Source organism: Lacrimispora indolis DSM 755 (assembly GCF_000526995.1).
Taxonomy (GTDB): domain Bacteria; phylum Bacillota; class Clostridia; order Lachnospirales; family Lachnospiraceae; genus Lacrimispora; species Lacrimispora indolis.
In genome coordinates this window covers 4,651,092-4,676,623 of record NZ_AZUI01000001.1, presented here as the reverse complement: position 1 = coordinate 4,676,623, position 25,532 = coordinate 4,651,092, and the positions used below count along the sequence as shown (strand labels likewise).

Below are 25,532 nucleotides of genomic sequence, written 5' to 3'. Positions count from 1 at the left end.
ATGCCCTGGAAATATATGTACTTAATTAGAGTTTTCATGTACTAAATGATACCATTATCAGGAAATGCCGATCATCCTGTTGTAATTAATTTAGCCTCATCAAACAGCAAAGCAAAGGGGCTGATTTTTGGTCGTTGGGAATGATCAGGCACCCCCTTTATCTTATACCAGTATTCCTCCGCCATTCACCGGTGCTTCCATTTATGACTTTTATAAATGCCGCAATTTTTTTAATTATGAAACGGAAGAAAATGCCTGAAGTCATTCAGACATTTTAATAGGAAGAAAGGGCTGCAGGCGCTGACGGATTGATATATAGCTTTACGCCCAATAGAAATTGTGCTAAGATAGTTAGTGTAAGCTAACCATCTGAAGGGGGTTGTATCTATGTTCAAACAATTTATTCAAAATACAAGAAAACCGGAAGGCACACTTGGCAGGATGATGCTAAAAGGCATGAATACGGGACATGCAAAACTGGCAGCATGGGGGTTTTCGCACCTGACTTTGCGGAATCACACTCATATTCTGGATGTAGGCTGCGGCGGCGGAGCCAATATCGCTAAAATGCTGAAGGACGTTTCAGAGAGTGTGGTGGATGGTCTGGATTATTCGGCAGAAAGCGTTGCTTTCAGTAAGAAAACCAATGCTGACTATCTTGGAAAACGATGCACTATCCACCAGGGAGATGTCTCCAGTTTGCCGTATTCCGACCACAGCCTTGACTATGTTACCGCTTTTGAAACCATCTATTTCTGGCCGGATCCGGATGCCGCTTTCAAGGAAATCAAGCGTGTTCTGAAACCGGGCGGTATCCTTTTTATCTGCTGCGAATCCGCTGATCCCAGCAACACCACATGGACTGACCGCATAGAAGGAATGACTGTATATCGGGGAGAGGATTTGAAAAAAAGACTCTTGAAAATCGGGTACTTAAAGGTGGAACTGCACAAGAACAAAAAAGGGTGGATGTGCCTCACGGCAGTTTGTTGATTGCCGCCTTCCATAACAGCAGAAATACCAAGCTCCACGGCTTTTTTTGTATGCGAAATGATTAATTTTCAAAACAGTAAAAAAAGAGGCCGATTCTCAATAATCAACCTCTTTCTGTAAAAACAATAATGCGGGAGATGGGACTTGAACCCACACGATCATACAACCACAAGATCCTTAGTCTTGCCTGTCTGCCAATTCCAGCACTCCCGCATGTCATATAAGAATTTAAAACTATACAACTATGACCGCCTGTATAGTTTCATGCAGAAGAAGGGACTTGAACCCTCAAGGTATTGCTACCACACGGACCTGAACCGTGCGCGTCTGCCAATTCCGCCACTTCTGCATTTCGTTGTTATCTCTCGCAACAACAATAGTTATTATAGTATACAAGCATTAATCTGTCAACAACATTTCTCCAAATTTTTCAAATATATTTTTTGTATATATTTTTCAAAAAATATTGACAATTTTAAACAACGGTGCTAAAATAAGGTTCGTTGTGCGGGAGTGCTGGAATTGGCAGACAGGCAAGACTAAGGATCTTGTGTCTGTATAGACGTGTGGGTTCAAGTCCCATCTCCCGCATTTTTTTATATTTTTATTTTTTTCTATTGACATATTTAACTTTTCGGGTATAATAAGTCATGTATTCCTCGATAGCTCAGTCGGTAGAGCAAACGGCTGTTAACCGTTGGGTCGTAGGTTCAAGTCCTACTCGGGGAGTTTTTTTATTGCCAAAAACATTGTTTTCCCGGACAGAACTGAATTGATACGGTACCAGCATCAATTCAGTTCTTTTATAACGGCGAGTATCCCTTCATTGTCATTATTCAGCGTCACATACGCCGCACTTTCCTTTACCTCTTCCGGCGCATTCCCCATTGCATAGCTGTATTTTACAGCCTTCAGCATATCCATGTCATTATACCCGTCACCGAATGCCATGGCTTCCTCCAGAGAGATTCCCCTGTGATTGCATAAATGGCATATTCCTGTTGATTTGTTTGCATTTCCATGCATAATTTCCAGATAATTCTTTTTAGACAGAACAATTGATAATTCAGGATATTCCTTCCTTAAACGAGTTTCCACGCTCTGTATTTCCTCTGACTCTCCCATCAATAAGAGTTTATGGATCCCTCCTTCTTCCGCAAATTCTTTTTCCATATCCCCTTCTTTTGCTTTCAATCCAGTAATATTTTCTTCTTCCCGGACCCAGGGATCATTGGCGCTGTCCACAATCCATTTTTCATAGCCGTAAGTATTGAAAGATATCCGGGGAAATTCCGCTTTCAATATTTCTTTGATCTTTAACGCCTTATCCATTTCTAAAAGACAGCTATACAATATTTTTCCGCCCTCATCATATATTAAGCCGCCGCTATAGCAAATAATGGGACTATGATTGCCGATCTGGCGCTGAATGCTTGTCACTCCTTCCGGCATCCTTGCTGAAATCAAAACAAATGGTATCCCCTTTTGTTCCAGCTCTATTATTTTTTTGCAGGTGCCGCCTGATACCTGATGACAGTTATCAAGCAACGTTCCATCAATATCGCTAAAAATTATTTTCACTCCGTAAGATACCTTGTTTTGTATTTTCATCTTATACTCTCCTGTTTCTTTGTCTGCTTATACTTATTTCGTATGCTCTGCCGGCGGAAATACATAATTTCCAGGTTCCCAATATACACCCCTTGCAACGCTGTAACTAACCATAGCCACCGCAGTTTCATGCTTTCAGCACAAGAACGGACTGCCGAAATTTCAATCCGCAGTCCGTTCTCTTATCACTTACTCTTCCATCAATCTTTCCACAATATTCACTACGCCGTCTGAGCCGGCAGACCGGATATATCCGGTAAATTCTTCAACAGAAGAATACATCTCCCTTTCCGTTAAAGCCGTTATCACCATGGGAAGATTGACTCCAGCCACTGCCTGCAGATTATATCCCTCCGCTATCAGATGTACAATTGCATTGGAAGGCGAACCGCCAAACAAATCAACCAGCACCAGACATGGCAGGTCATTTTTGAATTCTTCCAGCTTGTTTTTTAATGTACCGATCAGACTGTCAAGAGATTGGTCCGGACGGAATGGCAGATACGAAAAGTTCTCCTGCTCTCCGATTACCATATTAACCGTCTGATACAGCCCTTGGGCCATTTCGCCATGGGTCATTGTTAAAATATTAACCATTCTTCCTCCCTATAAAATGTGCAGAAGCGAACCGGCAGCTCCGATTATTATTAAAATCACCAAAAGCTTTATTACCGACATGTTCTTTTTATCATGTAAGTACCAAATGGCCATGACTACTATAAATGGAAGCAGGCCAGGCATCAAGCCATTTAAAATTGTCTGCAGCTGTGTGGTGCTTTCTCCGTTTGTCCATGAAATCGGAGTGGACAAAGATACGAATTGGGCAGACAGTCCTCCGACTACGGTAAGTCCAAGAATGGAAAGAAAGGATGTTGCTTTCGCAATCATAGACGGAGAGAAAATCTCGGAATCCATGATTTTTAGGCCTTCCCGGAATCCAAACTGGACGCCCCACATGGAAAATCCAAAGGTAACGGCCGTCCAAAGCACCATAAAGATAATGGGTCCCAGAACATTTCCTTCCAGCGCCAGCCCCATGCCAAAGCTTAGCAAAAGTGCATTGCCGGTGCTGGCAAAAAGAGAATCTCCTAATGCGGCCATCGGTCCCATGAGGCCGGATTTAATGGCATTAAAAACATCATCCGGAATATCCTCTCCCTTTGCTCTTTGAACTTCCATGGCAGCAACAGCTCCGACCAATGGAGTGCCGATTGTAGGTTCCGTATTAAAGAATGACATATGGCGGGTTAATGCGGCTCCCATTTCTTCTTTGTTTTTACATATCTTTTTTAAAACAGGAACCATACTCCAGGCAAAGGCTACATTCTGCATACGTTCCCAGTTCCATGCAGATGTATTGGACAGCAGCCAGCGGATTCCTACCTTATATATATCTTTTTTGGTTACTTCTATATTACCACGATTTTCGCTCATGAGTAAACCCCCTCTTGATTTGCCTTGCCCAACATGCTGATCATAGCCAGGGCAGCTCCAATTAACGCCACTGTAAAGATAGGCAGTCCCAGTGCTGCAATCAGTATAAAACCGAGTATAAAATATCCCAGAAGGGATGGTGTTGACAGAAGCATTTTAAGAAGAACAGCCATACCTAACGCAGGAAGCATGCCGCCGATGACAGTGATGATCTTTGTAAGCCACTCCGGTATGAACTGGACAATATTCTGGGCAGCAGAGGCCCCAAAGTACAACACTAAAAATACCGGTATGAACCGAAGTACAAAAGCAATCATCTGAGGAAGGCCAAGAGTCATGAAAGTAAGCTTTGCCACGTTGCCCTCCGCCGCATACTTATCTGTTTTATGTACCAGAAAGGAATTGATGGTGGCAAACAGCTGCCATACAAATGTCCCTACCAGCCCCAGGGGAACAGCTATGGAAACAGCCATTTCTGCAGATACAGCCGTTGATAAGGCAAGAGCAGTGCCCACATATCCTGCAATATTAATATCAGATGCCATGGCTCCGCCCGGAGTTACCGCGCCGATATATAAGGCATTGATGGTGGCTCCGATAATGATCCCGTTTTTCACATCGCCCATAATAAGACCTACAATCAATCCAGCCACAAGAGGTTTTCCAAACACATGATAGGAAATTCCCTGTCCTCCCAGCCATGGAGTGGCAATCCAGGCCAGATAGGCAAAAAGTGCAATAAGAACTGCTTGCAAAAACGTCATAATCTCTCCTCCTTATCCTCAGAACCGGTTTTCCGGCTGTCCGGGTACTGTCTGCATGAAAATTTCCACATTTTTGTGATCCTTTAACCCACATACGGCCGCATAATTTTCTTCATCCAAATGTACGGTCTGGGCGAACTTTTTTCTTCCTCCCGCCATGCCCACATTCCCAACATTTACGGTCCACTTATAATCGGGATTGGCGTCTATGATCCGCTTTGCCGTTACCGGCGCTTTCGTGATAATCATCACTTCATTTTCATTGTACTTTGACAGGACCTTCATCCCATCCTCCACGGTTGCAACAACCAGCTCCACATTTTTGGGAGTTGCCATTTTCAAAGCCTTGGTGATAATTATATTCGTTGCCGCCGTATCATCAACAGCGATGATCACCTTTGCTTTCAGCTGCTTCAGCCATGCAGTTACTACCTGCCCATGTACCAAACGGTCGTCTACTCTTAAAAACATATTCCCTCCTATAACATTTATAATGTTTTTTAGTTGCCATACTCCAAGCAAAACAATCTGTTCCTCCATCATTCTCTGCTGCCGTTTCTCCTGCCCTAAAAAACCAGAACAGAAACCGGCACACTCCCCTGGCGCCAGGCTCCTATGTGCCCGGTTTATTTCACAGATTCTGACCCGGCCGTCATAAGACGCTGCATATATGCTTGCTTCTTTCTGCTTCCCTCCAGTTGTTCTGGTAACCGCTTAGAAGATCCACAAAACGCTTTGCAGTAAGATGAGGCCTGGTAATGGCACTTCCCACCACCACCGTATGTGCTCCCAGAAACATGCATTTCATCGCATCCTCCGGGGTGTAGATATGGCCTTCCATAACCATATAAGCATTATCTCCAAAATCTCTGCACATTCTCGCAAATTCTCTTAAATCAGGCAATTCAATATCTTTTGTCGCCGCCGTATACCCGTAAAGCGTAGGCCCTACTAAATCTGCGCCCAATTCAACCGCGCGTTTTGCCTCATCATATGTAGAGATGTCCGCAAAGGTCATTGCTTTCGGAATTGCTTCTTTTACCTTTGAAATCAGCTCATAAGCAGCCGTCTTTTCATGAGTGATCTGTTCCGTACAGTCCATGGCGATGATATCAGCCCCTGCCTCCCATACCTCCTTTGCCGCTTCCAGGGTCGGTGTAATAAACACCTCCGTATCATCATGCCAGATCTTATACAGGCCGATGATGGGAAGGTCCACCGCTGCCCGGATCGCCCGGATCTGTTTCGGGGAATTGGCTCTGATTCCCACCGCTCCCGCCCATTCAGCGGCTTGTGCCATTTTCACCACAATATCGTTGCTGTAAATGGGATCATCCTGCTGAACCTGGCAGGATACAATCAACCCGCCTTTGAACGATTCAAGAATCTTTCTTTTCCTAGGGTCCTGCGTTTTCATTATGAATCCTCCTCGTTTTTTGGTTTCCTTCTATGATAAGTACATTATAACACACCTCACATTCAATCTCAATCATTTTTTATCATTTTTTATCTTTTTTTATAATACAAATCATTGAATTATCATTTTTTATCATTTATATGTAATAAGAAAGTCATGTCAGAAAGAATGATTATTGTCCGACATGACATTTCTATTGTTTGTGTACACATTTCAATAAAATCTATATAATTTTAACATTTTCCGGATAACCGCGGTCTTCCTCATCCCCTCTTTTATCACAGATTATGCTGGTAAAGGCAGAGGTTTCAGCCAGCTTCAAATAATTCCGTCTGCCGATCTTGCTGTGATCCACCAGGAGATAGGACTCATATGCATTCTCCAAAGCAATCCTCTTCATAAGAAGGCTCTCCATCTCCGTAGTATATACCATTCCCTGGGAAAAATCCACGCCGGAGCAGCCCAGAAATGCTTTGTTAAAATAAAACTGCTTCAGCACATCCTGAGCAACAGGGCCTACGTTCATGCTGTAATAGGGGCGGTGCTGCCCGCCTACCACAAATATCTCGGCAACCGGATTGTGAATGCTGCTGATCAACAGTTCGTTGTATGTTACTATTTTGATTTTTCTTTTCTCAAGTATCCGCATGAGAGGAACCATGGAAGTCCCCGCATCCAGGAATACGCTGTCGTCATCCTGAACAAATTGGGCTGCAAACTCAGCGATCCGTTCCTTTTCCTTTTTATGAAGCATTTTCTTCTCTTTCATTGTAAGTTCTGCTCCATCTGGGGCCATCTCCTGGTCCGTGTCCAAAGTAGCTCCGCCCAGGACCCGTTTCAGCTTGCCTTCTGCTTCCAGTTTTTCAAAATCACGGCGTGCTGTAATCTCTGATATTTTCAGCTCTTTTGCTATTTCTTTTAAATTAATAATGCCTTTTTCATTTAACTGCTGTATAATATACCGTTTACGTTCTGTTGCAATCACAGGTAACACCTCCTCGTATCTTAATTCACTTATCAATATTTTATCATAAAATATCTTTTTTGAACATATTCCTTTAAATGTTTTTCAATTTTATAACAAAAAATTTCAAATTCTGCCGTCAAAACAGGAAGGACCCACACCGCCAATACTTGTAACGCTGCCGAAGCCGATGGGCAGAAAATCAAGCCTGTCTGTCAGCAGGTCATCACTCTCCAAGGAACGGAACAGTACGGGAAAAGTTGTCGTTTTTACTTCAGCGCCTCCTTCTCTGCGTAACATGATCTTGAAGATGGATATTATCCCTTACGATCAGAAATTTTTCAGTAAATTGTCGTTTACAGAAATACAATAGCCCCGAAGACAAAAGTCCCGGGGCTATTTATAGTCAATGATTGTGTTATTATATTTTTCTGCCGGCAGTCACGTTATTCAACGCGCTCACCTGTTAGGATGGTATTTAAACGCCTGTTGGGGTCACATTCCAGAGCGGAAACTTAAGTTTCCTGCAGGCTTATATCTTATCCTGCATCAACTAGCATCCGCAATCATCATCGTTGCGCCAACGGGAAGCACTGTTACAGCCATCCCGAAAACCTGCACAATAAGCTTCTCTTCTTTCCTTTTCGCATTCGTCTTTTTCAGCTTCACAATTACATTTATTATTACATCCGCTATTACTAATGCAGCCACAGTTATTGTTACAATTACGTCTGCAGTTGTTATTACAGCCGCCCCAAAAACAACTCATATTGCACCTCTTTTATTAATTTTATATCTTATTATATGGGACCGGAAGAAAAGATGTGCATGCTGTGGAAGGCAGTGCTGACTGCCTGGTCAGCCTGCCGGCTATACCAGGCTCAGTATTGGACCAATTAACAATGATTTAATTTATTTAAAATTAAAATTGTAATAACTTGAAACACGCTATTTATACTGTCATATAATATCTAAATCTATTTTTTAGGTACATTTATGAACGTAAGCATTGGTATGACAGCTCCTGATTTTACTGCTGTGACAACATTCGGGCCTATAAGACTATCGGATTATAAAGGATACTGGGTTGTTCTGTTTTCTCATCCAGGTGACTTTACTCCTGTTTGTACTACTGAATTTGTCGCTTTTGCACAAGCAAACGATCAGTTTGAATTATTAAATACAAAACTAATCGGACTGAGCATAGACAGTAACTCTTCTCACCTGGCATGGGTAAATCAAATTTATCAGTTAACAGGTATTCAAATTCCTTTTCCAATAATTGCAGATCGTATGGCCGAAGTTGCAAACCTTTATGGCATGATTGCTCCCGATACCTCTACGCAAGAGACTGTACGAAATGTTTATCTCATTGATCCAAATCAGAAAATACGTGCAATTCTAATTTATCCTTTAACAAATGGCAGAAACATTTGTGAAATACTCCGTTTGTTAACTGCCCTTCAAATATCAGATAAATGTGGTGTCGTCACCCCTGCAAACTGGGATCCGGGCAAACCTGTAATGACTCCACCTCCCCGCACCTATGATCAATTGTTAGAACGTGCCAATGAGCCTCAAATATCAAATTTAAATTGTATCGATTGGTTTTGGTGTTATAAAGATAAGCCATGTTAATTATGTAATAAAAATTCACAGACGGGCCAGTTTGTCCGGTGTCTCCGGCCGATCCAGCCAGGCCGGCTCTTAGCATTCACAGCCATTTTCGGTAACAATGGCGCTGAGTGTTATACCACCGATAACAGGACTGACATTAAATGTAACTACAACCAGATAGGTACAGCATTCATTCATACAGGAATCACAATCACATACATTAAAATGAATAGAATCAGATACTGTACCAGTTGCCCAAAAAGAGAAAAACAGGGTGATTCTGCCTGGGCAAATAACCCTGATATTCAGAATTGCCATTTATAGCTGTTGTTTGCTATTTTGCATAACAGCAGAATTATGCTCATAGTCATTTATAATTGTTATTGAGGTTTCAAACAACAACTACTCTTGTTACAATTAAGAAAAACAGAAGAGGCTTTGTTCATATGGATATAAAATTAAAAACAATAATATTAGAATGCCGTAATATACCCCAATTACTGTCTTTTTACACAGGACTTTTGCATTGGCCAGTAGTCTTTGAAATAGATACTTTTGTTGGGATACATTCAATGGAAGAGGATATTGGAATCGCTTTTCAATATGATAAAAACTACATCTCTCCCACATGGCCCTCACAGCCAGGGCAGCAACAGATGATGTCACATTTGGATTTTGCAGTAACAGATAAAAGTGAATTAAAAGAAGCAACGGAAAAAGCGATTGAGTTAGGTGCCAGAATTGCTAACGGGCAATATGGCGGTGAGGAATGGGTTACTATGCTTGATCCTGCTGATCACCCGTTTTGTTTTGTCGTATGGAATCATGAATAGTAAAACAATATTTTAATCCAAAAGCAGTATTCTATAAAATTAGGATACTGCTTTTGCCTTATTTTTACCTAACGAAATAGGCTTATTAACTGATTCTTGCTTATGAATTTTTTATTGACCTGGTTTGTAAGATACCACAAAGAGTCATCTTTCTTTATTCTTCCAAATACTTCCTGTATTATTATTTTTCACTCAGCGCACTATATTTTTGAGGTGATTTAATGAAAAACAATTTATCCAATTTACTCTTTAAAAGTACTAGTACCAGGCTTTACTTTATAACACTCCCAGTTTGGCTGCAGATAATACTGCATGAAAATCATTCATACATTAATACTGCTGCTCAATTGCACCATGTTGCCGGGATATTATTGCAGCAAAAAAACCTGATTTTGCCGGGTCTGTCTAAACAGTGATAATAAATTCTCCAAGCATTCCTTTTTATGGGATATTTACTCTTCACTTATTGGATTTTTTCAATTAAAACTAAGCTTTAAATAACACTCTGACAGGTTACAACCCCATCTTCAGCAAAACAGGCTTCTTTTAAATCCATGTAAAAGAAATCTATTTTACTTTGCGTCCTTATATTCTTTTTTCCGGCTCTCCGGGGAATCCTAATTTCGCTCTTCTAACCTCCTGGCACCGTTTTTTTGTACTTTGATCTATATTCCGGCATAGTGTAATCACATATATGGGGAAGCTTTTTCAATGAAAAAGAAACACGAACCTGCTTGCCGGCTTTGCGCCGAAAAAGTCCCATATGTTCCTACCGTCCAAAACTATGGCATAGTCTGCCGGCGGTTTGAATCTCTTCATTAAAGGAAGCTTGCCATATACTAATTATATTATTTGTATATCACGAATCAATTTTTTTCATTTCTCGGTACTTGAGGGCAAAAAAAGCCCCGCAAACACGAGGTTTACGGGGCTTGTATACTCAATTAAGCCACTTTGGATTTTGCCAGCTCTGCTAATTTTGCGAAGCCTTCTGCATCATTCACTGCCATGTCAGCCAGAACTTTTCTGTTTAAATCAACTCCAGCTAACTTTAAGCCGTGCATAAATACACTGTAAGATACACCATTGATACGGGCTGCAGCGTTAATACGGGCAATCCATAACTGTCTGAACTGTCTCTTTCTTTCTTTTCTGCCTGCATAAGAGCTTGTTAATGCTCTCATAACGGACTGCTTTGCTACTCTATACTGTTTGGAACGAGCGCCTCTATAGCCTTTAGCCATCTTTAACACTCTGTTATGTTTTTTCTTAGCGTTCATACCGCCTTTAATTCTTGCCATCAGTTTTTCCTCCTTCTTAACTTAAGATCCTATAAATATGGTAAAATCTTCTTCATTACTTTTGCGTTGGTTGCATCGGTAACGATATCTTTTCTAAGGTTTCTTTTTCTCTTAGTAGATTTCTTAGTTAAGATGTGAGATTTGTAAGCTTTATTTCTTACAAGCTTTCCTGTTCCTGTAACTTTAAAGCGTTTTGCAGCTGATTTGCTTGTTTTTAATTTAGGCATTGTATTTTCCTCCTTGATAATGTTCTACTGGCGTTTTGCATTCAAAAATATAATCATGCTTCTTCCTTCCACCTTAGCTGGCTTGTCAATAACCGCAATATCGGCTAACTTCTCAGCGAAGTCATCCAAAATATACCTTGACTTTGACATATGCGCCATCTCACGACCTCTGAAACGTAAGGTTACCTTAACTTTATCTCCCTTTTCGAGGAACTTCCTTGCGGCGCTCATCTTCGTGTTTAAATCGTTGGTGTCAATGTTAGGAGATAAACGAACTTCCTTTACTTCGATTACCTTCTGTTTCTTTTTAGCTTCTTTTTCTTTCCTTGCCAGTTCATAACGATATTTACCATAATCAATAATCTTACAAACCGGTGGTTTTGCAGTCGGAGCAATCTTAACCAGATCCAGTTCTGCTTCCTTTGCCATCTGCAAAGCATCCCTGGTAGACATGATCCCTAATTTTTCTCCGTTTTCACCAATCAACAGAACTTCCTTATCTCTGATCTGTTCATTAATCATTAAATCGCTAATTGTCGTGCACCTCCATTATATAGTGTGTGTTGGCTGGATTCCACATTGCTTGCCCATAGGCATAAAAAAAGTAGATAGACAAACGCTATCCACCACCAAAGTCTCCATAAAGTACACCTATGTACCAAAGGCTATGAACCAGGGACACTTACTCGTGCCGTGGTGAGGCGGATACCTACTTTCCTGTTTGCTGTTTTCACAACTTATGTTATAATACTATATATTTAGCTTTCTGTCAACATATTTTTCAAAGCATGCATACTTTCCTTATAATATTTTTCTTGCAACTTCCCAACATCAGGGCTACAATCATAATATGTAATAAAATAAAAACATCAGGAGGCATGATATGTGGTTTGTTTTCGCTCTTCTTTCTTCCATTTTTGCCGCCTTTACTTCCATTCTGGCTAAAATGGGAATTGAAGGAGTCAATTCCAATCTGGCTACGGCCATCCGGACGGTTGTGGTGGTACTCATGGCCTGGATGATCGTTTTTCTAACGGGAGCCCAGACCGGACTTTCCGAAATCAGCAGAAAAAGCTGGCTTTTTCTCATCCTGTCCGGCCTTGCCACCGGCCTCTCCTGGATCTGCTATTACAAAGCCCTTCAAATAGGGGAAGCTTCCAAGGTGGTTCCTGTGGATAAACTGAGCATTGTTCTCACCGTTCTTTTGGCTTTTCTCATACTCCACGAACAATTCACCATGAATAAGCTTATAGGAATCCTTCTGATTACAGCGGGAACCTTTGTTATGATTTTATGACCGGCAGCCTGTTCAAAATAAAATGCGTCAGGACTTATCCTGGCGCATTTTATTTCCGCAGGTTTATCTGGTTTTAAAAGTTGAACATTCGGTATGCTCTGATGAGCTTGCACCGTCTCCTGCAATTCCGATGTGCTCTGCTGAACAGTGTCGGCCTTCATTGTATACGCAGTTGACAGCCTCGCAGTCCACCTCCAGGCGGCTTTCCGGAGTTTTGAACAAGTTATGGAAGGTACCGTCCTTATTCTCATCAAAGCTTCCGCAGCAGGTATCATAGCTGTCCTTTGCCTGAGATCCCTCTACGATGATGGCGGACTTGCAGCAATAATTATCGGAATTGTGAAGACAGCTTGTTACATTACAGTCTAATTTTGTCATGGCCCATTTCCTCCTGATATTCTTACTTAAAATGATGTTTCAGGAGTAGTATGCACCTTGAAAAAGGAAACTATTCTCACAAGCCTTTCTCTCGCTGTTTTCATGAACCATGACAAGTTCTGTTTATTTTGCTTCTTCTGTTACATTTACCTTTTTGATTTCCTTTGTGCGGATCTCACGGCAGATATCATCAATAAAATCGGAAAGCGGGCGCTGTCCCTCATCGCCGTTGAAACGGCTGCGGACAGATACAACACCATCTTCTTCCTCCTTCTGGCCTACTACCAGCATATAAGGAAGCTTTGACAAACGCGCTTCACGGATTTTATATCCGATTTTTTCCGCACGCTCGTCAACCGTTGCCAGAATGCCGTTTTCCTTTAACTGAGACGCAACCTTCCCTGCATATTCATGATATTTTTCAGAAATAGGAAGAACGCGCACCTGCTCCGGACATAACCAGGTTGGGAATGCTCCTTCGTATTTTTCAATCAGCCATGCAAGGGTTCTTTCATAGCAGCCCATGGAAGTTCTGTGGATGATATAAGGACGTTTCTTTGTTCCATCCTTATCTACAAAGCTCATATCAAAACGCTCCGCTAAGAACATGTCAAGCTGAATGGTGATCATGGTATCTTCCTTGCCGTATACGTTCTTTGCCTGAATATCCAGCTTTGGCCCGTAGAATGCCGCTTCTCCCGCAGCTTCCGTATACTGGATTCCGATGTGGTCCAGGATCTTTCTCATCATGCCTTCCACTTCATCCCACATTTCCGGTGTTCCCAGATAATGATCTGCCTTGTTTGGATCCCATTTGGACATCTGATAGGTCACGTCGCCTTCCAGGCCAAGAGTTGTGAGACAGTATTTCGCCAGATCCACGCAGCCCTTAAACTCTTCTTCAATCTGGTCAGGGCGTACGATTAAATGGCCTTCGGAAATAGTAAACTGCCGTACACGGGTCAATCCGTGCATTTCGCCGGAATCCTCGTTGCGGAACAGGGTGGAAGTCTCGCCGTATCTGCAAGGCAGATCCCTGTAGGATTTCTGGCTTTGTTTATAAACATAGTACTGGAACGGACAGGTCATTGGACGGAGGGCAAATACTTCATCATCCGTTTCCTCATTTCCCAGAACAAACATGCCTTCCTTGTAATGATCCCAGTGGTCGGAAATGATGTATAAGTCCTTCTTTGCCATGAGAGGGGTCTTTGTTCTCATATATCCCCGCTTCTCTTCTTCATCCTCGATCCATCTTTGCATGGTCTGGACAATTTTTGCACCCTTTGGCATCAAAAGAGGAAGTCCCTGGCCGATTACATCCACTGTTGCAAAAATCTCCAAGTCACGGCCCAGCTTGTTATGATCCCGGTTTTTGATATTTGCCAGATATTCCAGATATTCATTTAACTCTTCCTTTTTGGCGAAAGCAGTGCCGTATACACGGGTCAGCATGGCATTCTTCTCGCTGCCTCTCCAGTATGCTCCTGAGGAAGAAGTGAGCTTAAATGCCTTGATGGGCTTTGTGCTCATCAGGTGAGGTCCTGCACAAAGATCCGTAAATTCGCCCTGGCGGTAGAAAGAAATCTCCGCACCTTCCGGAAGATCCTGGATCAGCTCTACCTTATAAGGCTCGCCCTTTTCCTCCATGAATTTGATTGCTTCTTCTCTTGGAAGGGTAAAGCGCTCAATTTTTGTCCCTTCCTTTATGATCTTCTTCATCTCGTTTTCAATTTTATCCAGATCTTCTCTTGAAAAGGATGGGATATCAAAATCATAATAAAACCCATTTTCAATGGAAGGTCCGATGGCAAGCTTTGCCTGAGGATACAGCCTTTTTACTGCCTGAGCCAGGATGTGGCTTGCTGTATGGCGGTAAGCAGAAAGACCTGCAGGATCGTTTACCGTGAGAATGCTTAAACTGCAGTCCTCTTCAACCACTGTCCTCAAATCTACAACCTTTCCATCCACTTCGCCTGCGCAGGCATTTCTGGCCAGGCCTTCGCTTATATCAGAAGCGATGTCAATCACTGACATTGCATGTTCATATTCCTTGACTGAGCCGTCTTTTAACGTAATCTTCATTTTCCATCAATCTCCTTTTCTTATTATTATTGTGAAGAATAAAGAGTTTGCGAAGCAAACTCTTGCGTCTGCGGCGGTCGCATAACGGCATCCACCGCTTACGCCGCAGTGCACATCCACAGCGGAGCATTTTTATTTTGCAGAGAAGTTCAGAGAACTTTTCTACAAAAAAAGCCCCTTTCCGTATGTTTCCATACAGAAAGGGACGATTCTATTCAAAGAAATCGCGGTTCCACCCTTTTTGAGTGAACAAAATAAATGTCCAAACCACTTCTTACGACGATAACGGAGTCACCGTTCCCCATTAAGGGACGCTCCAAGCTGGTCTTCTCATGTCATTCCCGTAAAGCGCTTCCACCAAACACGCCTCTCTCTGGCCTTTCCTGATATGATACTGGTCTTGTCAATGCTTTTTCTGTATTGCTTTATAATTTTAGATTATAGCACGGTTAAGCTGTTTGTCAAGCGTCATAAAAAAAATTTTCACAAAAGAATGATCAGAGCTGCCGTGATCGCAGCTATGCTGATCACAATTGACAAAGAATTAACTGCGCTTGCCGTCTCGATATCCCCCTTTAAAGCACCGGTAAAAGCAGGTGCCACCGACGATACAGGGCCTAAGGACACAATGGCCAGCGCCTGGCGCACCTCCAGCCCAAAGGGCGCCAGATAGTAAAATCCAACTGCCATTAATACCCCGATGATATACCGCACCCCTAATATTCTGAAAATCTGGCTCATTTTTTCCTTTTCCATACGGATCTCAAAACCGATTCCAATCATTAAGAGAGCAAGAAACGCATTGGCTCCGCCTGCTGTATCCGCAAGGCTGATCAGGACAGAAGGCAGCTTAATATTTAATATGCTTAAAACAGTCATAAGGACATAAGCATCAAAAGGAGCCGAGGAAAACAGCTTAAGCACCACCTTTTTTATAGAAGGCTTTTCCTCTTCTCCTATGACCATGCTGGCCAGAGTATAAGTCATCCCGGTGCACATCACCGCATTTCCGGCGTCAAACAGGCTTGTGGCCGCAAATCCCACAGGGCTTAAAAAGCTCTGTACAAAGGGCATGGTAAAATTTCCCACATTATATCCGGACATATTGATCATTGCAAAAGCTTTAGTCTCCCTGGACTTTACAGCCTCCATCACATACCCGGCCGCAACCGTAACACAGTTGCATAAAAAGCCGATGACGCATACAAAAAGAAGTGAATAATCCATGGTGATCTTGCTGAAATTAGAAACAATGGCTGCCGGAAGGGTGATCTTGATCACGATTCTGGAGACCAGATAAAAATCCTTTGCCTGAAAAAAACCTGCCCGTTTGAGCAGGTACCCCATGATAATAATTGATACAAATGCCGCTGCTTTTATCAGTACCGCTGTCATATCCGGCTCCCTTTTTCTTTCTGTCTTTTCTCAAAGTTTCCGGCGGCGCCTTTTTATCAGCTCCGCCGGTGGGAATTCTGTAAGATTTTATTTTACTTCTACGGCCCAGCCTTCCGGTCCCTGGATGCTGCCAAGCTGAATGCCGGTAATGGAATCATAAAGCTTCTGGGTCAGATCTCCGATCCTTCCGCCTCCCACAGACATTCTGTCTTCTTCAAACCGCAGTTCCCCTACCGGTGAAATGACGGCTGCCGTTCCGGTGCCAAAGCATTCCTCCATTGCTCCTGATCTTGCTGCTGCAACCACTTCATCAACGGAAATTCTCCGTTCTTCAACAGGCACTCCCCATTCTTTGCATAAGGCAATGACGGAATCCCTGGTAACGCCGGGAAGGATGCTTCCGTTTAACTCCGGTGTAATGACAACACCGTTGATCTTAAAGAAGATGTTCATGGCTCCCACTTCTTCGATATATTTTCTGTGAACGCCGTCAAGCCATAACACCTGGGAATAGCCCTCGTCATGTGCCTTTACCTGGGAAGCCAGGGAAGCAACGTAATTTCCTCCGGTCTTTGCCTCGCCGATGCCGCCCTTTACGGCTCTCACATATTCATCCTCAATCCAGATTTTAACCGGATCAAGGCCGCTGGCATAATAGGCTCCAACAGGAGATAAAATGATCATGAATTTGTAGGTATGAGAAGGCCTGACCCCCAGGAAGGGATCTGTGGCGATCACAAAGGGTCTGATATAAAGAGAGGTCCCCGGCTTTGTGGGGATCCAGTCCTGATCCACGCTCACAATTGACTTTAATCCCTCCAAAAATAAATCTTCCGGGATTTCCGGGATGCAAAGCCTGCGGTTGCTTCTGTTTGCACGCTCAATATTCTTATCCGGACGGAACAATAAAACCCGGCCATCCTCTGCCTTGTATGCCTTTAAGCCCTCAAACATCTCCTGTCCGTAATGGAATACCATGGCGGAAGGATCCAGCTCCAGCTTATGATAAGGTACAATTCTGGGGTCATACCAGCCCTTTCCCTCTTCATAATCCACCTCAAACATATGGTCCGTGAATATGGTTCCAAATGACAACGGGTTATCTTTGCCTGGCTTTTCTTTCGGGCAAGTTGTTTTTTCGATTCTGATTGTTTGCATGTGATACTCTTCCTTTCCTCTTAAGGTGCCCACGCTGTCTGGGTAGAGCCCACCCCGCCTCAGCTCACCCCGCACTATGGGGTGTACCGGGTACAAAGGGATACCCGGCGGGTGTTTCCCATACCGGCATATCTGTCAGTTTTTATAATTTGTCTATCATTATCTTCCAAAATGCCCTGGATGTCAAGAATTTTCAGCCTGTTTTACTCTACCGAAATGGAATCAAAACCATAACTTTGAGTTATATGGCGGGGAATTTCCATTCTCACCGTTTTCATGGGATTTACCGTCTGGCAAATAACAAGGTCTCCGGTCATGGTAAGCAGCATCCCTGCCTCTTCATAATCCATCCCCACCTTCTCCTTCATAAAGCCGTACATCTGCCTGGCTGCCGCACGCCAGGCTTCTTCCACCTGTTCCTTGGAGGCAATGGTGATGAGTTTATCCTCTGTCTCAATCATTGGATAGGGCACACAGTTTTTATTCCGCACCACGTTTATCCTGACCGTAGCCCGTCCTTCTATTTCCAGACCGCAGTCCTCCACTTCCCCGTCTCCCATAAGAGCGTGAAAATCCCCCATGGACAAAAGGGCCCCTTCCACAAACACAGGCAGATACAGGACTGCTCCCTTTTTTATCTGGGTGCAGTCCATATTTCCCCCATGGTCCATGGGAGTGATGGTGGAAACGCCCTCGCCTGCAGGAGCCACTCCGATGACGCCGATCATAGGCTTTACCGGAACTTTTACCTTTTCATTGAAATAGGCATACCCTCCCTTTACAGGCACCCGCCTTAATACTTTTCGGGGAAATTCCTCTTTTTCACTTCCGCTGCCAGGTCCCAGCATAACAATGCCCACAGGTCCCATCTCAATATCCAGAATATGGATTTTAAGCATGTCTCCAGGCATGGCTCCCTCAATATAGAGAGGTCCTGTTGCCGGATTCCCCGGCTTCCTCACCACATTTTCAAACGTTGCCTCTTCCGGCAGAAACTGGTTTGTAAAACAGTCGTAAGTCTCAAAAGCCACGGTCTCTCCTGCCCTGATCCTGCCACAGGGAGGATTTTCCTTTGAAAGTACGTTTGTAATATAATCCCTGGTTATGATCTTCATATTTTTCTCCTCTTAATTTTTTCTTTTCCACTAAGCTCCGGCCATACAGTGATCAGCATGGTCAAAAAGCAGGCTCCGCCTCCGATGAGATTGGAAACAGGTTCCGCCATAAAGATTCCTTCTGTTCCGTTCCCCATCAGGATGGGAAGGAGGATGATCAGTGGGACCACGATCACCACCTTGCGGAAGATGGAAAAAAACACCGCCCTCCTTGCTTTTCCCAAAGCCACAAACACGGACTGTCCCGCAAACTGCAGGGACATAAAAAAGAAGCCAAAGTAATAGATCCGCATGGACGGAACGCCTGCTTTTAGCAGCTCCTCTTCCTGGTTAAAAATGCGGATAAAGAACTCCGGAAAGCCGTGGACCAGTGCCCACATGACCGCGGTATATGTGATGGACACCACTGAAGTGAAAATAATCGCCCGCTTTACCCGTTTATATTCCCCTGCTCCATAATTAAAACCCATGACCGGCTGTGCGCCGTTGGTGACTCCGCTTACAGGCATGGAAATCACCTCCCGGATGGAATTGATAACAGTCATAACTCCCACATACAGATCACCTCCATAACGCTGTAAAGAGGCATTATACATGATCTGCACCAGGCTGTTGGTAATGGACATGGTAAAGCCTGACATTCCCAATGCAACGATATCCTTTACCCTGTGCCTTTTTAAACGAAAACAGGAGGTCTTTAGCTTTAAAATGGTTTTCTTTCCTGTCAGGAATTTAACGATCCAGAGAGCAGAAAGAAACTGTGACAATACGGTGGCATAGGCCGCCCCTCTTACGCCCAGTCCCAGAACAAAAATGAATATAGGATCTAAAATAATATTGGCAATTGCCCCCAAAAGAACCGTAACCATCCCCATGGTCCCAAACCCCTGGGAATTGATAAAGCTGTTCATTCCAAGGCCGATCATGACGAAAACATTGCCTAACAGGTAAATGCTGATGTATTGATCCGCATAAGGATAGGTCAGATCGCTGGCTCCAAACAGATAGAGCATGGGCTTTTTTAATACCAGGCCTGATACAGTAAGTCCCAGGCCGAAGGCTACCATTAAAATAAAAGAATTTCCCATGATCTTTTCAGCTTCTTCCTCATTTCCCCGCCCCCTCTCAATGGAGCACATAGGCGCACCCCCCATGCCGAATAAATTGGCAAAGGCAATGACTATGGAAATGATGGGAAGGCACAGGCCAAGCCCTGTTAATGCCAACGTTGCATTTTCCGGAATTCTTCCTATATATATCCTGTCTACGATGTTATACAGAACATTGATCAGCTGGGCCAATGTCATAGGCACGGCCAGCTTTAATATGTTTTCTATTACGCTTCCTTTTGAAAAGTCATTCTTTGTATCTGCCATTTCTCAACTGCCTCCTTACCTGTTTTATCATAACATCCTCTTTCTGATTTTGCATCCAGTTTTTCCCGGAGATTCTTAAAACAGCAATAAATACCATTTTAAGATTATTTTTTATCTTTCATTCAGGCTTATGTTCCATAACAATTCTGTCAAGATCCTTGTTACAAGAACTTGCCCGGCTGCTGGAGGCCTACTTAGCGGAACACAACCGGGCCCTTCTCCATCCAACGGTTAAGCTAAACCTTCAAAAGGAATCTGTTTTCTTTAATACCAGAATCAAGCTTCTGCTGTATCTGATCCTGGACACCCACTCCGTCCGCAGTGCCTGTGACCGAATGGCCTTATCCTACGGCAAAGCCTGGGATATGTTAAATAAACCGGAAGCAGAAACAGGCTATCCCATTACAGAACGGAAACATGGAGGCAAGCGGGGCGGAAACACTACCCTGACCCCCAGGGCCTCCAGTTCCTAAGAACCTGGCAGAAGCTGGAAGATAATATCTTTCAGTTTGCTCAGAATGAATTTTCCGCCCTTTTTCGTGACAGCGGATTATTCCTGTAAAGCAAGTGCTTCCAAGGAAGAATTTGAAACATTTAAATCCCCCTTTTATAATGACATTAGAAATCATAGTGTTGTTATAGAAGGGGTGATTTTTTATGCTTGAGGCCAGTTCCGCCTGCGGTCTTATACTGGCCGCAGGATTGTCCAGCCGTATGGGGGATTTTAAGCCGCTGATGCCCTTTAAGGGAAAGACCATGATTGAAAGCACCATTGACAGCATGCTGGCAGCCGGAGTGAAACAGATTGTAATCGTTCTGGGTTACCGGGGAGATGATATTGAGTCAGTTCTTCACCTTCATTATGGGAAAGAAATCATTTACGCCCGAAATCCTCACTATGAGATTACCGATATGCTGACCTCTATAAAATATGGTCTTCACTCCATGCCTCACTGCAAAGCTTTTTTCCTGCTTCCAGGTGACATGCCGGTTGTTAAAAAAAACACGTTCCTTAAACTTTTAAAAGCACAGCCCCATGACCGGCCCGCTCTCCTGTTTCCCACCTTGGAAGGTTATCGGAAACATCCTCCCCTGATTGATTACAGATTCCGTGACATCATACTGGAATTTGAGGGAGAAGGCGGTTTGCGGCAGATATGGAAGCAGCAGGAGGAATTCATCATCCATGTACCGGTGGATGATGACGGCGTATGGATGGATCTGGATACCATGGAAGATTATGAAGTCTGCATCAGCCGGTTTTATCCGGCCAAAATTTAAAAGGAGGCAATGAATCAATGGAACACATCAGTCAGCCAGTAGTAAAAAAAGACCATGAATCAAAGATGGCGGGCCGCTCTGTTTATGTAGGCGACTATGAAAATAACGGGGTCCTGGTAGGGAAAATGCTTCGTTCCAAGCTGGCCCGCGCAAGGCTTTCTGCCGTAAATGTACCGCCACTTCCCCACGGCTATTTTTATGTCGATCAATCTGATGTTCCAGGTGACAATCATGTGAACATCGTCATGGACGATACACCTGTTTATGCCCGGGAAACCGTAGAATACATTGGAGAGCCCATAGGAATGGTTGTGGGGCCGGAAGAATCGGTGGTAGACCGCATCCTGGATGAGATCCAGGTTTCCTATGAAGAACTGGAGCCTGTCCTGGATCTTGACAAGGCAGATACCGTATTCTTTGATTATGAATATGGCAAAGGGGATATGGAGAAGGCCTTTGCTGAGGCTGATAAAATCTATGAAGAAGAATTTATCACCGGTTACCAGGACCAGACCTATTTAGAAACCCAGGGTATGATGGCAGAGCCTGAAGAAAACGGAAAAATGTTCATCCACGGCTCTCTCCAATGCGCCTATTACGTTCACGGAGCTGTTATGCGGGCCCTTGGCTGCGGACCGGATCAGGTACATATTAAACAGGATGTGACCGGCGGAGGTTTTGGTGGAAAAGAGGCTTTTCCTTCAATTCTGGGTTGTCAGGTGGCCGTAGCTGCTAAAAAGGCCGGTGCTCCTGTCCGCTGCATCTTTGACCGCAGGGAGGATTTGGAGTTTACCTCCAAGCGCCACCCTTCCCTCTGCAGATACAAGGTGGCTGTAAAGGATGGCAAAGTGACTGCCATGGACATTGATGTGAAATTCAACAGCGGAGCTTACACCACCCTGTCCGCCGTAGTGCTTCAGCGGGGTATCATCTGCTCAAACGGAATCTATAACGTCGAGAACCTTCACGTGCGTGGAAGGGCCTTAAAAACCAATACCACTCCTACAGGAGCATACCGTGGCTTCGGCGCTCCCCAGACATTTTTTGCAGTTGAAATGATGATGGACCATATAGCAATGGATCTTGGAACCGACAGCCTGGAATTTAAGGAAAAACACATTGTAAAGCAAGGAGATTCCACTTCCACCTCAGGGAAATACCATTTTCCCGTACCAATTCCTTCCATGATCGAAGAGATCGACCAGGCTTGCGGCTTCCGTAAAAAACACAGGGAATATGCAAAACCGCAGACAGGACGGTACCGCAGAGGGATTGGCATTTCCATGCATTTTCATGGTGCAGGATTTACCGGTTCCGGCGAACGGGATATCATCAAGGCCGTATGCAGGCTTCACAAATATCCCGACGGCACGGTGGAGATCCTGGCTTCCAACGGAGAGATCGGCCAGGGACTGCGTACAACGTTTCCTAAAATCGTTGCAAGAGAATTAAACCTTCCACTTGATAAGGTTTATTACGATCATCCGGACACTGCCCGGGTCCCGGACTCCGGCCCTACCGTTGCCTCCCGCTCCCTCATGGTAGTGGGGGAACTCCTCCGCCGCTGTGCCATTAAGCTGCGCACCCAATGGAAGGATGGAGAAGACCAGATGGTGGAGGAGCGGTTTAAAGAACCTGATTTTGTCATTCCCTTCTACCTGGATAAATTCCAGGGGGATGCTTATCCAACCTATGCCTGGGGTGTCAATGCAATGGAGGTGGAGGTAGATACTTACACAGGGCTTACAAAGATCCTTGGGGCTTACGGAAACTTTGACGTAGGCACTCCCATTGACTACAACATTGTCATGGGTCAGATGGAAGGGGGATTCCTTCAGGGAATCGGTTATGCCTCCACCGAATATATGGACTACGACCAGAAAGGAAGAATACGAAACAATTCCTTCTCTGATTATTTAATCCCCACTTCTGCGGATGTGACAAACTTAACATGTATGCTCCATGTAGAGAAATACCCTGACGGACCTTACGGAGCCAAAGGGGCCGGAGAACTTCCTCTGGTAGGGGTTCCTGCCGCTTATGTGGAAGCAGTGGAGCCATTCTTCTGGCTGCCGACTTTTTCAGGGAAAAGCTGGAGATCCCACTTCCTCCTGCTGCCCTGCACATGAACGAACACTTCAAGCGCATTGATGCCGCAGAAAAAGTAAACGGAACCGGAATCTTTGCTGATGACATGTATTTGCCTGGCATGCTGTACGCCAAGTGCCTGTATTCCAAGTATCCCAGAGCCCTGATCAACCGGATCGACGTGTCAAAAGCGCTGGAGCACCCGGACTGTGTGGAAATTCTGACAAAAAAAGATGTTCCATGTAATAAGATCGGCCATATCAAGCAGGACTGGGATGTTCTCATGGGCGAAGGAGATATCACCCGTTACGTGGGAAATGCCCTGGCAGTCATCGCAGCGGCCCGTGCAGAAGCCCTGGAAGAGATCCTGGCTCTCATTGATGTGGATTATACCCAGCTTCCAGCCGTCACCAGCCCTTATGAGGCTTTAAAGGGAGATGCTCCTCTTATTCATGAAGACGGCAATATCATGAGCCGGGCCAATCTGGTAAGGGGCAATGCCGATGAAGCAATTAAAAATTCAAAATATGTGGTAACAAAAAAATACAAAACCACCTGGCAGGAGCACGGCTTCATGGAGCCGGAGTGCTGCGTGGCACTTCCTGAAGGGGAAGACGGCTTGTTGATTTATACTACCAGCCAGTCCATTTATGACGTTCAGAGAGAATGCGCCCAGATGCTGGGCCTTCCAAAGGAAAAGGTTCATTGCCATGCTCCTTTAGTAGGCGGCGGCTTCGGCGGCAAGGAGGATATGTCTGTACAGCAGTATGCTGCCTTAATGGCCTGGTATACCAAAAAACCTGTCAAGATCAAATACAGCCGTCAGGAATCTTTAAATTACCACGTAAAACGTCATCCAATGGAAATGGAATTCACCACAGCCTGTGACGAAAACGGACGGCTGACTGCCATGAAGGGTGTGATCATTGCCGATACGGGAGCTTATGCTTCTCTGGGCGGTCCTGTGCTCCACCGCGCCTGTACCCATGCAGCCGGTCCTTATAACTATCAGAACATTGATATCTTTGGCATGTCCGTTTATACCAACAACGTGGTTTCAGGTGCTTTCCGAGGATTTGGCGTAACCCAGAGCTGCTTTGCAACGGAAATGAATATCAACCTGCTGGCAGAAATGGCTGGTCTGGATCCCTGGGAAATACGGCGGCGAAATGCCATCAAGCCAGGGGATGTCCTTCCAAACGGACAGACTGCAGATCCCAATACCAATATGGAGGCCTGCCTTGATGCTGTAAAGGATATTTATTATTCCAATCCATACGCCGGAATTGCCTGCGGCTTTAAAAATGCCGGAACCGGAATGGGCAAAATGGATGTAGGCCGTGTCCTTCTTTCCATTGAGCAGGGAAAGGTTCATATCCGTACCTCTGCCTCCTGTATGGGCCAGGGAATCGGTCAAATGGCCTTACCGAAATCTGTCACACATCCGGTCTTGATCCTGCCCTCTTTGTCTTTGAAGCAGCCGATACCATACGGACTCCTAACTCAGGAACCTCCACTGCTTCCCGCCAGACGGTTGTCACAGGTGAAGCCGCCCGCAGAGCCGGCGAAAAGCTGAAATGCGCCTTAGACAGCGGGAACAGTCTGGCAGATCTGGAAGGACAGGAATTCTTTGGAGAATATTCTGCACAAACAGACCCATTGGGAGCTATCAAAGATAATCCGGTAAGCCACGTATCTTATTCCTACGGAACTCAGGTGATTATTTTAAATGAAGAAGGAAAAATCACCAAGGCAGTATCTGCCTTTGATGTAGGAACTCCTGTAAACATCCAATCAGTGGAAGGCCAGATTGAGGGCGGTATGATCATGGGGATTGGCTACGGCGTTACAGAAGAGTTTAAATGTGAAAACGGATATCCTGTAAGTAAATTCGGTACCATAGGATTTATGAGGGCAGACGAGGCACCTGAACTGGAAGTGATTCTCTGCCAGCCAAAGGAAGAGGATAGACTGCCTTATTCCTTTGGTGCCAAAGGCTGCGGGGAATTGTGCATGATCCCCACCTCTCCTGCCTGTGCTCACGCCTACTACAGGCTGGATGGCGTATTCAGACAGAGTCTGCCGTTAAAGGGTACGTATTATAGAAAGAATAATGGGATTTCATAATATAAGGTTATGATTTCAAGGAACCCCTCCCCGGTGTGAGAGACGGATACAGTCTCACAACGGGGAGGGGT

At 44.4% G+C, this 25,532-nt stretch carries 27 protein-coding genes and 4 tRNA genes; 11 read left to right on the top strand and 20 right to left on the bottom strand.

From position 1 onward, the window contains the following. Positions 1-387: 387 nt before the first annotated feature. Complete coding sequence (locus tag K401_RS0122770) at positions 388-993, top strand: class I SAM-dependent methyltransferase (RefSeq protein ID WP_024295109.1); 606 nt, start codon at positions 388-390, stop codon at positions 991-993. 129 nt (positions 994-1,122) lie between these two features. On the opposite strand, the gene K401_RS0122765 is transcribed toward K401_RS0122770, so the two are convergent. Both K401_RS0122765 and K401_RS0122760 read right to left on the bottom strand, forming a co-directional pair. Further along, positions 1,123-1,206: transfer RNA gene (locus tag K401_RS0122765), tRNA-Leu, on the bottom strand. A gap of 52 nt (positions 1,207-1,258) precedes the next feature. Further along, positions 1,259-1,342: transfer RNA gene (locus K401_RS0122760), tRNA-Leu, on the bottom strand. A gap of 158 nt (positions 1,343-1,500) precedes the next feature. Between K401_RS0122760 and K401_RS0122755 the strand changes: the two genes are divergently transcribed. Together K401_RS0122755 and K401_RS0122750 are read left to right on the top strand one after the other, a co-directional pair. Beyond that, positions 1,501-1,584 (top strand) — tRNA-Leu (locus tag K401_RS0122755). 65 nt (positions 1,585-1,649) lie between these two features. Beyond that, positions 1,650-1,722: transfer RNA gene (locus K401_RS0122750), tRNA-Asn, on the top strand. 60 nt (positions 1,723-1,782) lie between these two features. Here the strand turns inward: K401_RS0122750 and K401_RS0122745 are convergent. The 8 genes from K401_RS0122745 to K401_RS33035 all read right to left on the bottom strand — a co-directional run bounded on the left by K401_RS0122745 (position 1,783) and on the right by K401_RS33035 (position 7,483). Continuing rightward, complete coding sequence (locus K401_RS0122745; RefSeq protein ID WP_024295108.1) at positions 1,783-2,604, bottom strand: HAD family hydrolase; 822 nt, start codon at positions 2,602-2,604, stop codon at positions 1,783-1,785. Between the two features lie 189 nt (positions 2,605-2,793). Beyond that, entirely contained in the window at positions 2,794-3,201 is a 408-nt protein-coding gene (locus K401_RS0122740) for a PTS sugar transporter subunit IIA (RefSeq protein WP_024295107.1), read from the bottom strand. A gap of 9 nt (positions 3,202-3,210) precedes the next feature. After that, positions 3,211-4,038 carry a PTS system mannose/fructose/sorbose family transporter subunit IID gene (locus K401_RS0122735; protein WP_024295106.1) on the bottom strand — a complete coding sequence of 276 codons (828 nt, stop codon included), beginning with the start codon at positions 4,036-4,038 and terminating at the stop codon, positions 3,211-3,213. Beyond that, a complete protein-coding gene (locus tag K401_RS0122730; protein WP_024295105.1) occupies positions 4,035-4,802 on the bottom strand; it encodes a PTS mannose/fructose/sorbose/N-acetylgalactosamine transporter subunit IIC in 768 nt (255 codons plus the stop codon). Before K401_RS0122730 ends, K401_RS0122735 begins: the two co-directional genes overlap by 4 nt. 18 nt (positions 4,803-4,820) lie before the next feature. After that, positions 4,821-5,273, bottom strand: a complete 453-nt coding sequence (locus tag K401_RS0122725) for a PTS sugar transporter subunit IIB (RefSeq protein ID WP_024295104.1) — start codon at positions 5,271-5,273, stop codon at positions 4,821-4,823. 181 nt (positions 5,274-5,454) lie between these two features. Continuing rightward, positions 5,455-6,219, bottom strand: a complete 765-nt coding sequence (locus K401_RS0122720) for an N-acetylmannosamine-6-phosphate 2-epimerase (RefSeq protein ID WP_024295103.1) — start codon at positions 6,217-6,219, stop codon at positions 5,455-5,457. A 223-nt stretch (positions 6,220-6,442) separates the two neighbouring features. Further along, positions 6,443-7,204, bottom strand: a complete 762-nt coding sequence (locus K401_RS0122715) for a DeoR/GlpR family DNA-binding transcription regulator (protein ID WP_024295102.1) — start codon at positions 7,202-7,204, stop codon at positions 6,443-6,445. Between the two features lie 105 nt (positions 7,205-7,309). Then, complete coding sequence (locus tag K401_RS33035; RefSeq protein ID WP_156945310.1) at positions 7,310-7,483, bottom strand: hypothetical protein; 174 nt, start codon at positions 7,481-7,483, stop codon at positions 7,310-7,312. Positions 7,484-8,179: 696 nt separating this feature from the next. Here K401_RS33035 and K401_RS0122700 point away from each other — a divergent pair. After that, the gene (locus K401_RS0122700; protein WP_024295101.1) at positions 8,180-8,821 is read left to right on the top strand and encodes a peroxiredoxin; all 642 of its coding nucleotides are present in this window, start codon (positions 8,180-8,182) and stop codon (positions 8,819-8,821) included. A 69-nt stretch (positions 8,822-8,890) separates the two neighbouring features. Here K401_RS0122700 and K401_RS34265 read toward each other — a convergent pair whose 3' ends face one another. Continuing rightward, positions 8,891-9,118: a DUF4489 domain-containing protein gene (locus K401_RS34265; protein WP_156882279.1), complete on the bottom strand. Its 228-nt coding sequence runs from the start codon at positions 9,116-9,118 to the stop codon at positions 8,891-8,893. A gap of 128 nt (positions 9,119-9,246) precedes the next feature. Between K401_RS34265 and K401_RS0122695 the strand changes: the two genes are divergently transcribed. Next, positions 9,247-9,633, top strand: coding sequence for a VOC family protein (locus K401_RS0122695; RefSeq protein ID WP_024295100.1), 387 nt, complete (start codon positions 9,247-9,249; stop codon positions 9,631-9,633). Between the two features lie 944 nt (positions 9,634-10,577). On the opposite strand, the gene rplT is transcribed toward K401_RS0122695, so the two are convergent. From rplT to infC, 3 genes are read right to left on the bottom strand one after another with little or no spacing between them, the layout of a single operon-like run. Beyond that, positions 10,578-10,934: a 50S ribosomal protein L20 gene (gene rplT / locus K401_RS0122690; protein ID WP_024295099.1), complete on the bottom strand. Its 357-nt coding sequence runs from the start codon at positions 10,932-10,934 to the stop codon at positions 10,578-10,580. Between the two features lie 29 nt (positions 10,935-10,963). Beyond that, positions 10,964-11,161 carry a 50S ribosomal protein L35 gene (gene rpmI / locus K401_RS0122685; RefSeq protein WP_013272956.1) on the bottom strand — a complete coding sequence of 66 codons (198 nt, stop codon included), beginning with the start codon at positions 11,159-11,161 and terminating at the stop codon, positions 10,964-10,966. Between the two features lie 24 nt (positions 11,162-11,185). Beyond that, positions 11,186-11,683, bottom strand: coding sequence for a translation initiation factor IF-3 (gene infC, locus K401_RS0122680; protein WP_024295098.1), 498 nt, complete (start codon positions 11,681-11,683; stop codon positions 11,186-11,188). Between the two features lie 361 nt (positions 11,684-12,044). Between infC and K401_RS0122675 the strand changes: the two genes are divergently transcribed. After that, positions 12,045-12,458 (top strand): EamA family transporter, encoded by a 414-nt coding sequence (locus K401_RS0122675; protein WP_024295097.1) that lies wholly within the window; start codon positions 12,045-12,047, stop codon positions 12,456-12,458. 63 nt (positions 12,459-12,521) lie between these two features. Here the strand turns inward: K401_RS0122675 and K401_RS0122670 are convergent, their stop codons facing one another. From K401_RS0122670 to K401_RS0122645, 6 genes are all read right to left on the bottom strand, one after another. Continuing rightward, on the bottom strand, positions 12,522-12,836 hold the full coding sequence (locus tag K401_RS0122670) for a DUF1540 domain-containing protein (RefSeq protein WP_024295096.1): 315 nt from the start codon (positions 12,834-12,836) through the stop codon (positions 12,522-12,524). Between the two features lie 123 nt (positions 12,837-12,959). Then, positions 12,960-14,921, bottom strand: coding sequence for a threonine--tRNA ligase (thrS, locus tag K401_RS0122665; RefSeq protein ID WP_024295095.1), 1,962 nt, complete (start codon positions 14,919-14,921; stop codon positions 12,960-12,962). 483 nt (positions 14,922-15,404) lie between these two features. Next, the gene (locus K401_RS0122660) at positions 15,405-16,316 is read right to left on the bottom strand and encodes an AEC family transporter (protein WP_024295094.1); all 912 of its coding nucleotides are present in this window, start codon (positions 16,314-16,316) and stop codon (positions 15,405-15,407) included. 87 nt (positions 16,317-16,403) lie between these two features. After that, entirely contained in the window at positions 16,404-17,474 is a 1,071-nt protein-coding gene (locus K401_RS0122655) for a branched-chain amino acid aminotransferase (RefSeq protein WP_024295093.1), read from the bottom strand. 203 nt (positions 17,475-17,677) lie between these two features. Continuing rightward, positions 17,678-18,589 (bottom strand): acetamidase/formamidase family protein, encoded by a 912-nt coding sequence (locus K401_RS0122650; RefSeq protein WP_024295092.1) that lies wholly within the window; start codon positions 18,587-18,589, stop codon positions 17,678-17,680. Further along, positions 18,586-19,965: an MATE family efflux transporter gene (locus tag K401_RS0122645; RefSeq protein ID WP_024295091.1), complete on the bottom strand. Its 1,380-nt coding sequence runs from the start codon at positions 19,963-19,965 to the stop codon at positions 18,586-18,588. The genes K401_RS0122650 and K401_RS0122645 overlap by 4 nt, the downstream gene beginning before the upstream one ends. A gap of 158 nt (positions 19,966-20,123) precedes the next feature. Between K401_RS0122645 and K401_RS31475 the strand changes: the two genes are divergently transcribed. The 5 genes from K401_RS31475 to K401_RS33965 all read left to right on the top strand — a co-directional run bounded on the left by K401_RS31475 (position 20,124) and on the right by K401_RS33965 (position 25,461). Continuing rightward, entirely contained in the window at positions 20,124-20,438 is a 315-nt protein-coding gene (locus tag K401_RS31475) for a winged helix-turn-helix domain-containing protein (protein ID WP_024295090.1), read from the top strand. Positions 20,439-20,622: 184 nt separating this feature from the next. Next, the gene (locus tag K401_RS0122635; protein WP_024295089.1) at positions 20,623-21,246 is read left to right on the top strand and encodes a nucleotidyltransferase family protein; all 624 of its coding nucleotides are present in this window, start codon (positions 20,623-20,625) and stop codon (positions 21,244-21,246) included. Between the two features lie 17 nt (positions 21,247-21,263). Next, the gene (locus tag K401_RS0122630) at positions 21,264-23,375 is read left to right on the top strand and encodes a xanthine dehydrogenase family protein molybdopterin-binding subunit (RefSeq protein ID WP_024295088.1); all 2,112 of its coding nucleotides are present in this window, start codon (positions 21,264-21,266) and stop codon (positions 23,373-23,375) included. Next, the gene (locus K401_RS33025) at positions 23,372-24,910 is read left to right on the top strand and encodes a molybdopterin cofactor-binding domain-containing protein (RefSeq protein WP_330363169.1); all 1,539 of its coding nucleotides are present in this window, start codon (positions 23,372-23,374) and stop codon (positions 24,908-24,910) included. Before K401_RS0122630 ends, K401_RS33025 begins: the two co-directional genes overlap by 4 nt. Continuing rightward, on the top strand, positions 24,823-25,461 hold the full coding sequence (locus K401_RS33965; protein ID WP_438830326.1) for a molybdopterin cofactor-binding domain-containing protein: 639 nt from the start codon (positions 24,823-24,825) through the stop codon (positions 25,459-25,461). Before K401_RS33025 ends, K401_RS33965 begins: the two co-directional genes overlap by 88 nt. Positions 25,462-25,532 lie beyond the last annotated feature (71 nt).

Excerpts from the sequence above, each read along its gene's own strand:
- K401_RS0122770 (WP_024295109.1), top strand. The coding sequence starts at position 388 with ATGTTCAAACAATTTATTCAAAATACAAGAAAACCGGAAGGCACACTT.
- K401_RS0122745 (WP_024295108.1), bottom strand. The coding sequence starts at position 2,604 with ATGAAAATACAAAACAAGGTATCTTACGGAGTGAAAATAATTTTTAGC.
- K401_RS0122740 (WP_024295107.1), bottom strand. The coding sequence starts at position 3,201 with ATGGTTAATATTTTAACAATGACCCATGGCGAAATGGCCCAAGGGCTG.
- K401_RS0122735 (WP_024295106.1), bottom strand. The coding sequence starts at position 4,038 with ATGAGCGAAAATCGTGGTAATATAGAAGTAACCAAAAAAGATATATAT.
- K401_RS0122730 (WP_024295105.1), bottom strand. The coding sequence starts at position 4,802 with ATGACGTTTTTGCAAGCAGTTCTTATTGCACTTTTTGCCTATCTGGCC.
- K401_RS0122725 (WP_024295104.1), bottom strand. The coding sequence starts at position 5,273 with ATGTTTTTAAGAGTAGACGACCGTTTGGTACATGGGCAGGTAGTAACT.
- K401_RS0122720 (WP_024295103.1), bottom strand. The coding sequence starts at position 6,219 with ATGAAAACGCAGGACCCTAGGAAAAGAAAGATTCTTGAATCGTTCAAA.
- K401_RS33035 (WP_156945310.1), bottom strand. The coding sequence starts at position 7,483 with ATGTTACGCAGAGAAGGAGGCGCTGAAGTAAAAACGACAACTTTTCCC.
- K401_RS0122700 (WP_024295101.1), top strand. The coding sequence starts at position 8,180 with ATGAACGTAAGCATTGGTATGACAGCTCCTGATTTTACTGCTGTGACA.
- K401_RS34265 (WP_156882279.1), bottom strand. The coding sequence starts at position 9,118 with ATGGCAATTCTGAATATCAGGGTTATTTGCCCAGGCAGAATCACCCTG.
- K401_RS0122695 (WP_024295100.1), top strand. The coding sequence starts at position 9,247 with ATGGATATAAAATTAAAAACAATAATATTAGAATGCCGTAATATACCC.
- rplT (WP_024295099.1), bottom strand. The coding sequence starts at position 10,934 with ATGGCAAGAATTAAAGGCGGTATGAACGCTAAGAAAAAACATAACAGA.
- rpmI (WP_013272956.1), bottom strand. The coding sequence starts at position 11,161 with ATGCCTAAATTAAAAACAAGCAAATCAGCTGCAAAACGCTTTAAAGTT.
- infC (WP_024295098.1), bottom strand. The coding sequence starts at position 11,683 with ATGATTAATGAACAGATCAGAGATAAGGAAGTTCTGTTGATTGGTGAA.
- K401_RS0122675 (WP_024295097.1), top strand. The coding sequence starts at position 12,045 with ATGTGGTTTGTTTTCGCTCTTCTTTCTTCCATTTTTGCCGCCTTTACT.
- K401_RS0122670 (WP_024295096.1), bottom strand. The coding sequence starts at position 12,836 with ATGACAAAATTAGACTGTAATGTAACAAGCTGTCTTCACAATTCCGAT.
- thrS (WP_024295095.1), bottom strand. The coding sequence starts at position 14,921 with ATGAAGATTACGTTAAAAGACGGCTCAGTCAAGGAATATGAACATGCA.
- K401_RS0122660 (WP_024295094.1), bottom strand. The coding sequence starts at position 16,316 with ATGACAGCGGTACTGATAAAAGCAGCGGCATTTGTATCAATTATTATC.
- K401_RS0122655 (WP_024295093.1), bottom strand. The coding sequence starts at position 17,474 with ATGCAAACAATCAGAATCGAAAAAACAACTTGCCCGAAAGAAAAGCCA.
- K401_RS0122650 (WP_024295092.1), bottom strand. The coding sequence starts at position 18,589 with ATGAAGATCATAACCAGGGATTATATTACAAACGTACTTTCAAAGGAA.
- K401_RS0122645 (WP_024295091.1), bottom strand. The coding sequence starts at position 19,965 with ATGGCAGATACAAAGAATGACTTTTCAAAAGGAAGCGTAATAGAAAAC.
- K401_RS0122635 (WP_024295089.1), top strand. The coding sequence starts at position 20,623 with ATGCTTGAGGCCAGTTCCGCCTGCGGTCTTATACTGGCCGCAGGATTG.
- K401_RS0122630 (WP_024295088.1), top strand. The coding sequence starts at position 21,264 with ATGGAACACATCAGTCAGCCAGTAGTAAAAAAAGACCATGAATCAAAG.
- K401_RS33025 (WP_330363169.1), top strand. The coding sequence starts at position 23,372 with ATGAACGAACACTTCAAGCGCATTGATGCCGCAGAAAAAGTAAACGGA.